Annotated in this window: 13 protein-coding genes; 6 read left to right on the top strand and 7 right to left on the bottom strand. The window is 42.4% G+C overall.

The window, feature by feature from the left end:
* Positions 1-128 precede the first annotated feature (128 nt).
* From E0F88_RS04190 to E0F88_RS04175, 4 genes are all read left to right on the top strand, one after another.
* Positions 129-947 (top strand): SDR family NAD(P)-dependent oxidoreductase, encoded by an 819-nt coding sequence (locus E0F88_RS04190; RefSeq protein ID WP_131956873.1) that lies wholly within the window; start codon positions 129-131, stop codon positions 945-947.
* A 78-nt stretch (positions 948-1,025) separates the two neighbouring features.
* Positions 1,026-1,916, top strand: coding sequence for a helix-turn-helix domain-containing protein (locus tag E0F88_RS04185; RefSeq protein WP_131956872.1), 891 nt, complete (start codon positions 1,026-1,028; stop codon positions 1,914-1,916).
* A gap of 160 nt (positions 1,917-2,076) precedes the next feature.
* Complete coding sequence (locus E0F88_RS04180) at positions 2,077-2,967, top strand: dienelactone hydrolase family protein (RefSeq protein ID WP_131956871.1); 891 nt, start codon at positions 2,077-2,079, stop codon at positions 2,965-2,967.
* A 163-nt stretch (positions 2,968-3,130) separates the two neighbouring features.
* Entirely contained in the window at positions 3,131-4,564 is a 1,434-nt protein-coding gene (locus E0F88_RS04175; RefSeq protein ID WP_165939990.1) for a nitrilase-related carbon-nitrogen hydrolase, read from the top strand.
* Between the two features lie 28 nt (positions 4,565-4,592).
* Here the strand turns inward: E0F88_RS04175 and E0F88_RS04170 are convergent, their stop codons facing one another.
* The 3 genes from E0F88_RS04170 to E0F88_RS04160 all read right to left on the bottom strand — a co-directional run bounded on the left by E0F88_RS04170 (position 4,593) and on the right by E0F88_RS04160 (position 6,315).
* Entirely contained in the window at positions 4,593-5,009 is a 417-nt protein-coding gene (locus E0F88_RS04170; RefSeq protein ID WP_165939989.1) for a response regulator, read from the bottom strand.
* A 133-nt stretch (positions 5,010-5,142) separates the two neighbouring features.
* On the bottom strand, positions 5,143-5,565 hold the full coding sequence (locus E0F88_RS04165) for a hypothetical protein (RefSeq protein ID WP_131956868.1): 423 nt from the start codon (positions 5,563-5,565) through the stop codon (positions 5,143-5,145).
* 126 nt (positions 5,566-5,691) lie between these two features.
* The gene (locus tag E0F88_RS04160) at positions 5,692-6,315 is read right to left on the bottom strand and encodes a class I SAM-dependent methyltransferase (protein ID WP_131956867.1); all 624 of its coding nucleotides are present in this window, start codon (positions 6,313-6,315) and stop codon (positions 5,692-5,694) included.
* A gap of 705 nt (positions 6,316-7,020) precedes the next feature.
* Here E0F88_RS04160 and E0F88_RS04155 point away from each other — a divergent pair.
* The gene (locus E0F88_RS04155; protein WP_131956866.1) at positions 7,021-7,848 is read left to right on the top strand and encodes a tetratricopeptide repeat protein; all 828 of its coding nucleotides are present in this window, start codon (positions 7,021-7,023) and stop codon (positions 7,846-7,848) included.
* A gap of 25 nt (positions 7,849-7,873) precedes the next feature.
* A complete protein-coding gene (locus tag E0F88_RS04150; RefSeq protein ID WP_131956865.1) occupies positions 7,874-8,536 on the top strand; it encodes a YiaD family glycine zipper/OmpA-like lipoprotein in 663 nt (220 codons plus the stop codon).
* 119 nt (positions 8,537-8,655) lie between these two features.
* On the opposite strand, the gene E0F88_RS04145 is transcribed toward E0F88_RS04150, so the two are convergent.
* The 4 genes from E0F88_RS04145 to E0F88_RS04130 all read right to left on the bottom strand — a co-directional run bounded on the left by E0F88_RS04145 (position 8,656) and on the right by E0F88_RS04130 (position 15,122).
* Positions 8,656-9,759, bottom strand: a complete 1,104-nt coding sequence (locus E0F88_RS04145) for a Fic family protein (protein WP_131956864.1) — start codon at positions 9,757-9,759, stop codon at positions 8,656-8,658.
* 107 nt (positions 9,760-9,866) lie between these two features.
* Positions 9,867-10,955, bottom strand: coding sequence for a Gfo/Idh/MocA family protein (locus E0F88_RS04140; RefSeq protein ID WP_131956863.1), 1,089 nt, complete (start codon positions 10,953-10,955; stop codon positions 9,867-9,869).
* 181 nt (positions 10,956-11,136) lie between these two features.
* Positions 11,137-13,221 (bottom strand): M43 family zinc metalloprotease, encoded by a 2,085-nt coding sequence (locus tag E0F88_RS04135; protein ID WP_131956862.1) that lies wholly within the window; start codon positions 13,219-13,221, stop codon positions 11,137-11,139.
* A gap of 29 nt (positions 13,222-13,250) precedes the next feature.
* A complete protein-coding gene (locus E0F88_RS04130; protein WP_131956861.1) occupies positions 13,251-15,122 on the bottom strand; it encodes a hypothetical protein in 1,872 nt (623 codons plus the stop codon).

The following is a 15,122-nucleotide window of genomic DNA, read 5'->3' as shown; positions in this document are numbered from 1 at the left end:
CATTGGGAATGAATCATTTTATTCAATCCACTTTTCATCCCTGAAATGTGTCAAGGATACCGGATTCTGTATTAAACAGCCGGCACGCCCCCGCAATACCTTTGTAATGTATTAAAAACAAAAATGATATGTCAAAAATAATCTTCATTACCGGCGCCTCACGCGGCTTTGGTAAACTTTGGGCAAAGGCACTTTTAGAACGTGGTGATAAAGTAGCCGCAACGGCAAGAAATGTCAATGACTTAAATGATCTCACAGAACAATATGGCGAAAATATTCTTCCTGTTGAGCTTGATGTCAATGACAGGGAAGCTTGTTTTACAGCCATTAATCAAGCACATTCTTACTTCGGTCAGATTGATGTAGTGATCAACAATGCAGGTTTTGGTCTGTTTGGAGCAATCGAGGAAACAACCGAAAAGCAGGCGCGCAACCAGATGGAAACCAATTTCTTTGGCCTTCTCTGGATTACGCAGGCGGCGCTTCCGATCATGAGAGCACAGAAAAGCGGGCACATTATTCAGGTTTCAAGTTTCCTTGGATTGGTGACACTCCCGGTTCTGGGAATTTACAATGCCTCAAAATATGCAGTGAACGGTTTGAGTGAAACACTTGCCAGCGAAGTCAAAGATTTCGGTATCAAGGTAAGTTTAATTGAACCCAATGGTTTTTCAACAGACTGGTCCGGCGCATCGGCTTTCCAAACAGAGCCCAATGAAGTTTACGCACCGATAAAAAAGGCATTCGCCGAAGGCGCAACTCCGGATAGCTGGGGTAAACCGGTGTCGACCACAAAAGCTGTTTTAGCCTTAATCGATGCAGAGAATCCGCCCCTTCATTTTTTATTGGGAAAAGTAGCCTATCCCGGTGTAAAACAGGTTTACAGTGAGCGACTTGCAGAGTTTGAAGCCTGGAAAGAAGTTTCCGCAGAAGCGCATGGTCACTGATCAAAAGAAGTAATTTTATCCTTAAACACAATCTGCAAACTAATTCTTGTAGATTGTGTTTTGTTTATTTTAACACAAATGAAACATTATAAAAATTTAAGCGAATTACACCGGGAAAACGGATGGCCTCCAAATGAGAACCCGCTATTCAGCATCAATCAGTGTGATGGAACCTGTTCGCTGGGCGACCGCGAGTTTACAAGCGATTTTTATATGATCAGCTTTAAAAAGCTGAAATCGGGCGTTATCCTGTATGGCCGAACGAAATACGATCATGATTGCGGTTCGATGATGTTTGTCAAACCGAGGCAGATCATCGAGATGAAAAACCTCCATCTGGATGAAGATGGCTTTTTGATTTTTATTCATGAAGATTTTTTAAACGGACATGCGCTTCATGACGAAATAAAAAAATACCACTATTTCGATTATGAAACCAACGAAGCACTCCACGTCTCTCCGAGAGAAGAAACAATAATCTGGGAACTGTACCGCAAAATAGAAACCGAGTATCAAAACAACCAGGATGAGTACAGTCGCGAAATCATACTGGCTAATGTTGACACGATGCTAAAATACGCCCAGCGATTTTACAAAAGGCAATTCATTAACCGTTCAGAAATATCGGGTAAAACCGTCAGCCGCTTTACGGAGGAAATGGACAGGTATGTTTCGAATGGCTTACTGACGAGCAAAGGTCTTCCTTCAGTTCACTACATGGCAGAAAAGCTGAACATTTCAGCAGGTTATCTGACAGATGTTCTGAAACAGGAAAGCGGCAAAACGGCTATTGAGCATATTCACATTTACCTGATATCGGAAGCGAAAAATCAGCTTAAATCTGAGCAAAAATCAGTTTCCGAGATTGCTTATACTTTGGGTTTTGAAAATCTGTCGTATTTTTCAAGGTTGTTTAAAAAGGAAGTCGGACTCACTCCTGTTTTATTTAAAAAGCAGATGCTGAATTAAATATAAACTGGCAAGTCATAAAACTTAAAGTAGAAAACAGCGCCAAAGCATTTTTTAAGCAAGCCGGCTTTTGCATTTCCATTTTCACACATCAAGACCATTATTTGCTGCACACGAATTATTTCCAAAGCTTTATCCATAAACCTTACTAAATATCGAGATGAGTCAGATTAGAAAAGAAGACATCAAACAGGAAGTATTTGATCTTTATGACGACTACGCCCACGACCGGATTGACAGGCGAAACTTTATGCAAAACCTATCGGCGTATGCTGTGGGTGGTGTAACGCTGGCTTCACTGATGAGCTTTCTGATGCCTGACTACCAGGGAGCGATCCAGATCCCGGCCAATGATGCAAGGCTAAAATCTGAGTATATTACTTATGATTCTCCAAAAGGCGGCAAGCGGATTAAGGGATTGTTGTCGAAACCTGACGGCGCGACCGGCAAACTTGGTGGTGTGATCGTTGTCCATGAAAACAGAGGACTGAACCCGCACATTGAAGATGTTGGCAGAAGAGCTGCGCTGGCAGGATTTCTCTCTCTTGCTCCCGATGCTCTTACGCCACTTGGCGGCTACCCGGGAACGGATGATCAGGGAAGGGAAATGCAAAGCAAGCGTGACAAAACTGAAATGCAGGAGGACTTTATTGCAGCCTACGAGTATTTGAAAAATCATAAGGACTGCAATGGAAAAATCGGCGTGGTTGGTTTCTGCTACGGTGGTGGCATTGCCAATATGATGGCTGTCCGGGTGCCTGACTTGGCAGCTGCGGTACCTTTTTATGGCGGACAGCCGGCTACGGAGGATGTGCCGAAAATAAAAGCACCTCTGCTCATTCACTATGCGGCTTTGGATACGCGCGTCAACGAAGGCTGGCCGGCTTACGAAAAAGCTTTGAAGGAAAATAAAAAAGAATATACAGCCTACATTTATCCTGATGTGAATCACGGCTTTCACAACGACACAACCCCCCGTTACGACAAACCAGCCGCTGAACTGGCCTGGAAACGTACAATTGACTTTTTCACGGATAAACTGAAAGGTTAACACTTATAAAAGCTTACCGTCCGGTATACTTGTGCCGGACGTTAAGCATTTTTAGTAAAAACAAAGAGCAGTTGATTCGGTTTGCTGATACTGGCTAGCATGCAGCCATTCTTCATTCCAACTTTAAATGAAAATCCAACCGCCGAACAATGCCGTTAAACCTATGCATTATTTTTTAGCCGCCGGAGCTTCGTTGTTGTCCGGGTTATGCTGGTATTTAGGCAACGGACTTTCCGGTGAGTATTGGTATCTGGTTTGGTTTGCGCCTGTTTTCTCTCTGATTACAACATATTATTTTTCACCGAAAGTTAGTTTTTGGCTGGCTTTTGGTTCTTACTTTTTGGGCCGGTTGAGCTGGTTTGCCTATCTGCACACCGTGGTTTCATTTCTGCCGGCAATAGCAATCACACTGGCTCTGCCGTATGTGTACGCAAGAATTGTAGTCAAATCCGGAAATGTTGTATTGACAAATAACAGCTGGCTAACTGTTTTCGCCTACCCCGTTTTATGGACTGCCTTTGAATACCTTTTGTTTCTCTTGTCTCCTGACGGCTCGGCAACCAGTCTTGCCTATTCACAGGCCGGTGTTTTACCACTTATCCAGGTCGCTTCACTAACCGGAATTTCAGGTATCACCTTTTTAATCAGCCTGGCTCCTTCATTGATCGCCGTTTGCTGGTTTACCTTTGAAAGAAAAAGAAAATGGTTTACTGCCCTAACGGTTTTAGCGGCGGTTCTTTTTGCTTTCTCATTTGTCTTTGGAAGTTATCGAATCAATCACCGTTCTGTTTCCGAAGAACGATCAATTAAAACAGGTCTTGTTGCGATGCAGCGAAGGCTTCATTATAACTCCGAGCAAAAGACCATCTCGCAAATAAAATCGGTCACCGAAACTTATGCCAGGGAAATTTCTAAGCTGGCCGGAATCGGTGCCAAAGTTGTGCTGCTGCCCGAAACTGTCATCCAACTCACGAAGCAAAACGAGCAAAGCGTCATTTCGGTTTTTTCAAAAACGGCGAAAGAAAACAGGATTTACATCATTGCCGGTTTTACCAATTACCTGCAGGCACAGGCACGTAATTCGGCTTTAATTTTTGACAGTAATGGCAATATCGCAAACCGGTATGACAAAGTTCACCTTGTTGCAGGCCATGAGCGGCAGTTTGCACCCGGAAGTAAGCCGGGCACTTTTCAGATCGGTTCGTTAAATGCGGGTATCGCTATTTGTAAAGACCTTGATTTTCCACGTTACATTCGTGAATATGGCAAAGAGAAAATCGATCTGTTGTTTGTTCCCGCCTATGATTTTGTTGTGGACGACTGGATGCATTCCCGAATGGCTATTTTGAGAGGAGTAGAGAACGGTTTCGCTATTATTCGTACAGCACGTGACGGAAGGCTTACGATCAGCAATTATCTCGGAGAAGCACTTTTTGAGCGCGACAATTCCTCGGGAGAGAAAACCAATTTACTGGGAACTGTATCCTCCTTTCATAAGGAAACACTCTTTTCGATTGCAGGAGACTGGCTGGGTGCAGTAAGTCTTATTATAGTTTTGATCTATGCTTTTCGAAATAGCAAATCTGTCGGGAAATAGCAAAGGCCAAATCCCGGGAAGCCAATTTTTAACGCAGGAAAAAATCCTCGTTTTTGTCCCAGTCGATTTTCAAAACGGATTCCAGAACCTGAATCAACATTTCAATTGAGTTGGGCTTGGAGATATACCCTTTTGCACCGCTATCTTTTACTTCACTGATAATTTTCAAACCTGAATTTGTGGAAAGAAAAATAACCGGTATCCGGCTTAGCGCCGGCAGGGATTTGATTTGTTGCAGACACTCAATGCCATTGAGCTTCGGCATATTGATGTCTAAAAAAATAAGGTCAGGAATAAAATCACCACAAAGACAGTCTATCACATCCGAACCGTCCGCCACCACCTTCAGACTGACTGCGGTTTTGATTTCAGAAAGAGCATGTTTAAATAAAAAGACATCGTCTTCATCGTCCTCTGCGAGAAGGATCGTAATTTCTCTTTTCAAGTCTTTTGTTGAGTGATTTTTCGCCCCAAAATTATAAAAAAGAATATATTAGTTTGTGAAAATTTCTGTTTGTTCACAAAAACATGACCAAAGTCATAAAATAACTTACCGTTTCAAACTGCATTTGAACACCTTAAACTGTATAATCTTCTGATAACAAATCACTTAAACCACTAATCTCATCTAGAAGCTCAGTGATTTTGATTTCTGTGATATAGGGAGTAAAGAAATAAGTTTTTATAATGCCGTAACCCCAAAGTTCCAACTGCTTGATATGAGCAAAATTGTTCTTCAAAAGAACCTCATAAGCATTTTTTAAATTTATTTTCTTAGGCACATCAAGATTCAACGCGGGCGCTCCCAAAAGCCAAAATAGCTCTCTTAATCTCAAAATACAGTCTCTGAGCGCCATTGTTTGGTTCAGAATATTTATATTTCTCTCCGGATTAACCGATAAATTTATGGTGGTGCTCACCTCTGTTGCAGTAAATACATGGTCTAGATTTGCAACCGCTGCTGACAGCGCAGTAAGCATCGTTTCATATTTTTCTTTCATAGCTATTCAAACATTTTGCGGTGTCAGAATTAAAATTATGCCAGAAAATAAACGGTGATGTATATATGAATCAGATGGTTGTAAAAAGACTGTAGTATTGGAGAAATTCTCTAATAGCCTTGAAAATTATTTCTTTCGCCCCACAAACCGGATTACCGATCCTACGCCCTTATGAAACTGACCTTCATTCAGCATAATTTCCTTTTCCTGCAGTACAATCACATCATATTCCTCAAAATCCGATTGAATTTCTTCAATGGAATATAACATTTCCACATCCTTTGGCCCTCCCACTTTGTCATTTTTGGCGATATAATTCAGATGCTTTTTACTAAATGCCTCGAAAATAACAAATCCACCTTTTTTTAAAAATCTGCTTAGCTGCTTATGATAGGATGATTTAATACCAGCGGGAAAATGTGCGTAGATCAGGGCAATCGTGTCAAACTGATCATCAGTAAAATTTAGTGTTTGCAGCTCCCCGATCTGATAATCTAAACGTACCTGATTTTTCCCGGCCAACTGCATCGCTTTGTTTTTGCCTTCCACACTAATATCAAATGCGGAAACTTCCCAGCCCAGTTTTGCAGCAAAAACGGCGTTACGGCCTTCGCCCTCAGCAGCAAAAAGAATGGAACCGACTGGCAACTGTTCTAATTGTTCTTTGAGATATTCATTAGGTATTTCACCATAGGCAAACGACTCACCAGCGTATCGTTCATTCCACCTGGCTGTCCAGCTGTCTTCCATAATATTTTGATTTTTAAGCTTTTTTCCCTGTCGTAAACTTTCCGGGTTTTTAAGCACTTGAAAATTTTAATCTTATTATCCTACAAAATCAAACCGATATAAAAAGTTCAAAGTTCAGGCTGCATGACGTCATAATCAGGCTTCGCAGATACTAATAGGGCCGGATGAGAAACAGCATTTTCCCAAAACACACCATGCCCTCCTGATTATAAAATCCTTCTTTTGGGAAAAATTCTGCTCAATACGACAGAAGAATATATTTGTTTTTATAACAATTCCTATTTTAGAAAAGATAGAATTGACATCGATTTAATGCGCTTCTCCATACGAATTACATACAGTTTCAACCTGTCATTTGTATAAGATTCTTCAATCACACCTGCGTAAATAAGTTACTAAAACAAAAGATGTCAGTACCCGCATATCGTATACAATTCTTGAAATCAGATATTTTACGGTTCTTAGCTCTTAACTGATTCTATAATTTTTGTCACTCAAACTCTTTCAGTGTCCGGGAGTAAATCTTAATAAAGTCATATTGACAGAAATTTAAAAACGGGAGTAGATGATGTAAGTATTTGCAGTATAGCAGGATTTGAAATTTCCGGGCATTCTATTTGTCAGAAGTGTTTTGGCGGCTTTTGTAATCGCGGCTCATGCATTCTTTCCAAAATTGCAGATTAACAATATACCAATTTTATTTCTATGAATTTAAAGACCAAACTTTTAATATGCCTGGTTCTGCTCGGTCCACTTTCGATACATGCCCAGCAGCTGATTACGATGTCCAATAAATGTTTTAAACAGGTTCAGGCAGGCAACAAACAAAACGATCTGGGACAGTACCAGCAGGCACTCGACACTTTTAAAAAAGTACTGAAAGATTGCTCGGCAAAAGATGCAAAAGAGGAAGCAAACATTGGAATCGCGATTGCAGCAAATGGGCTTGAAGACTATGAAAAGGCCCTTGGTGCTGCCAACAACGCAATTAAAGTAAGCAAACAGAACAACGTAATGGCTTATTATGCCCGAAGTTATGCCTACAGCAAACTAGGCAGAACCACTGATGCAAAAACCGATGTAGTCCGCATTACCGAATTGACCAAAAAGAACAAGGATTTAAAGGGAAGAGCAAGAATGTTTGCTCAGCTGGCCCATCTGGATTTCCAGCTTGATATGCTCGCACAGGCGGACACCAATTTGAATAAAGCAATTGAACTTGACCCCGGCAACCCAGCCTTTTTTATTCAGAAAGGAGACATGATGATCAAGATTAATAATTACGACGATGCATTTGCTGCTTATGACAAGGTAGTGGATCTGGGGAAACGTGATCTGGAAATATATCAGATCCGGACTGAGGCGCGCTTAAAACAGATGCAGCATAAATATGTAACAACCGATATCAAAGAATTGGCAAAGAGGATGACAAAACAGGAACAGAGCGTACTTTGTGCTGATATGAAAAAAGCCCTCGATCTGGGACTGAGAAATTTGCAGCTCGACCTGTTAGCGACAATGATCTGTAAATAATTAAAGAAACTTAAATCATTGAATTGTGAGAAAAAATAGCATCATTATCATTGTGTTAGCCTTTTTTATTGGCTGTAAAAGTTTGAATAACACACAGAAAGGAACCGGAGTAGGCGTTGCTGGCGGGGCGGCCGCCGGCGCAGCCATTGGTGGCTTAACTGGTAAAAACAGCGTTGTGGGTGCTCTGATCGGAGCTGCCGTGGGCGGTTCGGCGGGTTACCTGATTGGCAGACATATGGATAAACAAGCACAGGAATTAAAGCAGGCCATTCCCGATGCAACTGTTGAAAGAGTTGGAGAAGGAATAAATCTGACGTTTAATTCAGGCTTGCTCTTTAAGCTTAACTCTGCCGAATTGAGTGAAGGTGCCAAAGACGAACTTAGAAAAGTGGGTGGCATTTTGATGAAATATGATGATACCCAAATTCTTTTGGAAGGCCATACGGATGATACAGGTTCGGATGATTACAATATGAAACTATCCAAACGCCGTGCAGAAGCAGTATCCTCCTATCTCAAGTCTCAAAATTTGCCTTCTTCCCGACTTAAAACAAAATGGTATGGAGAGTCTCAGCCAAAGTTTGAAAATAACTCAGAAGGAAATCGCGAAAAAAACCGGCGTGTTGAACTGGCCATTTACGCCAATGAGGATATGAAAAAAGACGCTGAGAAGGGAGATCTTAAATAATTATTTTAATCTTTGATCGTCCGGTTGGATTCGAACCAACTAAAACAATTTGAGCGGGGCAATGCTTTACCGGGCTCAAATTGTTTTTTTATTTTACTCCCAATGATAAAAATGATCTGTTACAAAAGCAGTTTATAATGAACGCTGCGTCCCCCGCCTTCAGTGCTAAGTATTCCTAGTTCGAGTAGCTGCTGCAAGTCGCGTGTTGCAGTAGCTTTCGATGTTTTAGTAATAGACATGTACTTTTTTGCAGACATGCCACCCTCGAACCCGTCTTTGCCAGCCTGCATCATTTTGTCTATAACCTTTGTCTGCCGCGGATTCATTTGACTTCCGTGCCGGTCGAAAAACCTGGTTTTTTGTAAGGTGAAATTTATTAGCTGTCTGCTTTCAATCTGAGCATTTAATATTACATCTGCGAAATATCTGATCCATTCCGAAATTTCGTTGCTTTTCTGTGCCTTTTCCAGGGCAGCATAATAACGCTGTTTATCGGCTTCAATGGTTTTTGACAAACTGATCAGTAGCGGCCTTTCTGCTGTTTGCGACAATGCTTTTTCTGCAAGTGCGCGGCCTATCCTTCCATTTCCGTCTTCAAACGGATGTATACTTTCAAAATACAAATGAACGATTGCAGCCCGTACGGGTGCGACTTTGATCGGTTTATTGCCTTGGGGAGCCGTCTGGTTAAACCAAGTTACAAAAAGGTCCATTTCAGCCTCAACCTGCGCGGAAGGTGGCGCCTGGAAATGAATCTTTTCCTTTCCGATGCTTCCGGAAAGGATTTGCATGGGTTCGTTTCCTGTACGCCACTGCCCCGCCCGGATGCGGACGGAATCTATCATCACCATCTGGTGCCACTGCCAGAGCTTATTCGTTGTTAATGCCTGCTGATAGGTACCCCGGATATCGACCATCAGTTGTCCCATTCCCTGGGATTTACGATCATGAACAGGTTCCGGTGTAGCGCTCAGGCCAATATTATTCCGAATAGACGACATTACATCTTGTCTGCTTAAAAACTCTCCCTCAATCTGAGAGGTTTTAATTGCTTCGGAAAGCATGGTCTCAATGATCGACTCCTGTTTTACATGCTCAGGCAAAGATTTCAAAATACCGGTAATTTCTCCGGTTTCCAGCAAAAATGCTTCAAGGACAGACTCCAGGCCCGTCAGAGAATAAGTGAAGTCAGGCCAGTCCGGAAGTTCCCAATTATAACGCATGAGCCGATTGAATTTTCTATTCGGCTCAAATATAGAAAAAAAGTGAGCCGAATAGGTGATTTATTCGGCTCAAAAGCTAGTTTAATATGATGAAAAGAGGAAAACAATCAGATTTTCACACTTTTACCTGAGGCTACAGACTTGTAAATGGCTTCCACCACACGAATATCCTTAAGTCCTTCTTCACCCGGGGCAATCAGTTCTGTGTTATTGATAATTGCCAGGCAATCCTCATCCATCTGTTTTGCCTGCTGACTTTTTACAGGGAAATTAATAATGGTTCCGTCAGAGATGCTCCCTTTGTTACCATTATAGGCCGACTGGGGCTCCATTTTCAGCCAGCCTTTTTCATAATTTACCTGTAAATAATTCATGTTGATCCCAAAACTCGTCTGACAGGCAGCCTTTGCGCCACTTGGAAAATCGAGCATGAACATCATGGTTTCCTCCACTTCCTTATAAATTTCAGGACGGGTCGTGGAAGCCTGGGCAAAAACGCTGATGGGTTCCTCCCCGGTGGCCAGCCTCGCGCCCTGCAATGCATAAACACCCATATCGCCCATCACGCCGCCACCCAGGGCCTTGTTTTGCTTCCAGTGTGTAGTGCGGTTATCGACATAACCCGCTGCGCTGTTCACCATTTTCACTTTGCCCAATTTCTGCTCTTTCGCTACTTTCATGTAAGCCTGGATATTGGGATCGTGCTGGCAGCGGTAACCAATCGCAAGCTTGACCTTATTTGCTCTGCAGGCACTAATCATCGCCTGGCAATCTGCTACGGAAGGTGCCATAGGCTTTTCGCAGAACACATGCTTGCCTGCCTTGGCCGCTCTTACCACAAATTCGCGGTGCATGGCAGGAGGCAAAACAACGTAAACAATGTCAATGTCGGGATTGTTAGCTATCTGATCAAAATTCTTGTAGTTGTAAATATTTTTATCGGGAATATTGTATTTGGCCTTCCAGGTTTCCGCTTTCGCAGGCGTGCCGGTTACAATGCCTGCCAAATAACATTTTTCAGTAAGCTGCAGTGCAGGAGCAAGCAGATCTGTACTGTAATAACCCAGTCCAACGAGCGCTATGCCCAGTTTATCTTTTTTAGGCGATGCCAGTCCAAGGAGTGGATTGCCGGAAAACAAGGTAGCCGCACCGGCCAGTGTCAATGTGGATAAGAAATCACGCCTTTCAATTAACATGGTCTTTCGGAAGTTTAATGTTGTTGGCAAATTAACACTGAAAGTTGATTTTTCTACTCGTTAAATCAGACATTATCATGGACCGATGGTTTTTGCAGCGTTGTTGAGGAACGCCTGCTAAGCTTTAGCTTCCTGGCAAAATTGATCAACTGAACTTTGAGGATAGCCTCCTAGCTAAGCCTTAATCAACAGGAATTATACATGAAACAGGCTTGGTGTATTTAAAGTCAGCAGGTTTTTTCATATATCCGTTACTTGTTTTCCTTCCGTTGTTAAAGCCGTTAAACGGTGTGGGTAACCATAATGCATAGTTGATCACATGCCTGACTCTGCTGCGCTGATCGAACGTAAATGAATTATCATGGCTATAAAAGTAATCCATAAAGTTTGTTGCCACATAAGTTTCTCCGTCGCAACTGGTGCGGTTGTATCGGCTGGCTGTTACAATGTTTTGTTCATAAGCACCCCGGTCATAGTATTTGGTATCCTGACAATAATCCGGATCTCCTTTTGAACATCCGTTGTGAGTCGAAAGGTCTCCATCAAAAACGTGAGATAAACCCAGTGCATGACCCATTTCATGTGCCGTCACCTGCACTCCGTCACCCGGCCCCAAATGCCTGGCATTGAGAAAAGCTCCATACGTGTAATGTATATCTCGGCCTTTAGACAGGACTCCAACTCCCTGCAAATGTTGGGTGACAAACGGAAAATAAGCCCAGCTCGCTCCGTAAAAATCGCCTTCCATATTCGGATAAACCCATATGTTAAAGTACTGCTCCGGGTTCCAGTAATATGCCCAGGCATCTTCAACAGCTTCATTGAGGCTCTTTGAATTATCGACCTTAAAAGTCTGTTTTTGAGACTTCACCCGGTTCAGGCCTTTTATAGCCAGCAAATTTCCGGACGGATCCCGTTCGGCTGCATATACCTCAATAAACAAATCAGATGAATTCGGATCTTTTGGACCACCTGTTGAATTCCACTGGTTTCTGAAAGCTTTGCTGACTCCGCTGATAATCTCGTTAATTTTTGCTTCTGTAAGTGCAGTAGTATTAACTTCATGAAAAATGACGGGAATTCGCACCACTTTATAATTTGCCGGTGCAACTGCCGTAACCGTAATTTCCTCGCTTTCAGAATTAAATCCTTTCGCTTTGAATTTCAAATCCCCACTCTGAGTTGTGGTAAATCTTTTGGTGTAATCAATCACCTGAGATCCGAAAAAAAGTTTCACATCCGGAGTAGGCGCAATGGATTGGCCATTGAAATCAAAAGCCTGTAATGACAATGAAATTTCCGAAACCCCATCTGCCCAGAAAATATTGCCGACTCTGGAATAAGCCAGTTTAAGGCTTTTAACAGGACTCTTTACATCGATGCTTATTTCGTTACTTTCATTTTTGTAACCCTTTGCTCTAAACGTAACCCGACCCAGGTCGTTAGTCTTAAATTTTGTATTTTTATCAATTTCAATGTCATCCTTATATAATTTGATCTCCTCGCTAAGTGCCACGGACTGGCCGTTTCCGTCGAGTCCTTCCAACACCAAACCGGTTTCAGAAATATTATAACCAAAAAAGTTTAAGTCATTATTTTCTTTTGAAAGTCTGAGTGTTTTTACCGGACTGGGAGCTTCTATAACGATTTCATTACTTACCAGATTTGCTCCGCTTGCTTTAAATTTATATTCTCCTGCACGGCGAGTCGTAAACGGGCGATTACCTATCACCTCGTTATTACAATACAAAATAAACTGGGAGGAAAGCGGCACGGCTACTCCGTTGTGAAAAAGCTTTACCTGAAAGTCGAGGCTTGCTTTACCGTCTGCAACAAAACCGGACTGCTGGCTTGCATCCGCGGAGATGTGCAGGGATAATTTCGAAGGATCTAGTGCCCGGACTGTAATTGTATCACTCGCGATTTTACCCAAATGAGCTACAAGCTGATAGGTTCCTTCGGCTTGAGTAGTGAAAGAATTATCATCCAGCCTTTCATCGTTTACAGTAAAATAAATCACTTCATCCGAAACTTCCACTTCCTCCCCGGCGGCATTAAATGCAGTTGCCAGTAGAGGAATGTCGATCCTGTCCAGACCAATAAAGTAATCCGTTTTCGGCACATCAGACAACTTGAGTACGGTTACAGAACGATAGGGATAATACTGATCCAGCCCTTTTTCTGTTTCTGTTTCACAGCTGGCTAACAGTAGAATAAGCAGCAGATATACAGACGATCTTTTTTTACCAAATGTTGAAAATATCATTACCTTATTATTTTAAGAAGAGTTTTTTATTAAAAACGTAGCCTGGCTGCCAGCCCTAAACTTTTGTTACGTAGATTAAAATCGGGGGCGAAGGATAAGGATGGGTTTCGCCGTTTTTCAAGTTGGTCATACATGTTTTTTGCAGCTCCATAATCATCGAACCGGCGGTAGTTTGATCTTGCGAAACCTTCGATGCTTTTGTAGCAGGTGAAAAGGCCAAAGCCCACAGAGAATATTAGTGCTCCGGTCAACAAGTTTTCCGTTTCCTTAAATCCCTCATCGTATGCCACTCCGGCGTAGTGTGAACTGGCTACCACACCACCTGCAAATACGGCTGTCCATATTGCGTTGCCAATACCAGAACTGCGGTTGCCCTTTGCAATCGCTTTTTGCTTTTTCATTATATCACTGTAATGATTCAGCAGCAGTGTGGTTGCCACAAAACTATTTTTGTTATTGGCCGTTTCAAGCAGGAACTTGATTCTGACTTCCTCCAAGTTCTTCAACTGATATGCCTCAGATACTTTCGCAATAGCCTCTTCGTTTCCGTAATTCGCATCGCTCAGATAGAATTTCAGTATTAGATCACCTTTTTCATTATTGGCTTTATCTAAAACCGCTTTTTCCTCCGCACTTCTTCGGTTATTCTCCTCTCTCTGTTCACGAAGGGCCCTTTCGTTATTGATAATATCGGTCGCCATGGTGGTGAGTCCACCAACTATTCGATTTAACTCTTCTTTCTGCTGCTGATTCTTCATTTCAGCTGCTACACGATTTCGTTCCAACTCTGCCAGAGCTGCATCCGCTGCGGCTTTTTTGGCAGCTGCATTTGCCGCCGCATTTGAATTTGCTGTCTGCTGCTTTATGGCCTGATATTGTTGAGCTGTTACCTGATGGTAATCATTATTCACATCTTTCACATAGTGATTACCCTCTTTGTCCATGGCTAAAACCGGTAATGCCGAACGGTCTAAACCACCGGGTGTTGCAACGCCCGCAGCAGAGCCAATTCTGCGATTAGATGTCAGTGAAGGAACCGGGCCCGATGAACCGGTTCGAACAGACGAATTACCAGAACTTACAGACTTATAACCATCTGTATTCCCTTGCAGGCTGGATTGCTGTGCCCGCTGCGCCGTCCTGTTTGCCTGCAGCTGCCGGCTTTTTCCCGATAATTCCTTTTGTAATTTATCGTATTCGTTTTTTTGACTTTGCGTACTCATTCTTTCAATGACGGAAAGGCGGGCCTGAAACGGAGGCTTTTCGTTCGCAGGTAACTGATCAATCAAGAATTGCGTACCATTCTGATAGGATTCATTTTCTTCCTGCAATTTCGTTATTTGATCTTGTTCCTGTTTCTTTCTTGTTTGTTCAACAGCGACTTTCCGGTCTCTGTCACTATAATTTTCAATACTGATCAGCTGGTAGTCAACGGAACTTAATATGGAAATATTTGTCTCTTTGCTGTTTTGTGCAGGGCGGCAATCTGTGGGAACGCCAAATGCCGCATTAAGCGAGGTATACTTAATTTCGGAATATCCGTTTTGGCCGATCGTTTCCTGCGGCATTAATAAAATTCCGTCTCCGGCAATTGCTCCTATACTTTGACTTCTGGATTTCCCACAAGTCAGGTGAGCTGAGAATCGAAGTTTTACAAAGAGCTTGTCATTCGTACGGTTGCTGATAACGACGCCCACGTTCTGGCTATCAAACCACTTATTAAAAAATCTTTCATGTTTCATTGTGACATCGATCAGTGAAGATGATTGTGCCGGGCGATAAGTTACATCGCCGGATTGAGCAAATGCCTGTAAGCCAATAAAAAAAACAAATAGTAACAGCGGTAATTTTTGTAGTATCAAACCTTTCATATCGTTGAAAAAAGAAGGGGAAAAAGACAT

This window comes from Dyadobacter psychrotolerans (assembly GCF_004349265.1).
GTDB classification, from domain to species: Bacteria; Bacteroidota; Bacteroidia; order Cytophagales; family Spirosomataceae; genus Dyadobacter; species Dyadobacter psychrotolerans.
The sequence above is the reverse complement of the archived record's forward strand: the minus strand, read 5'-3'. Positions and strand labels throughout refer to the sequence as shown.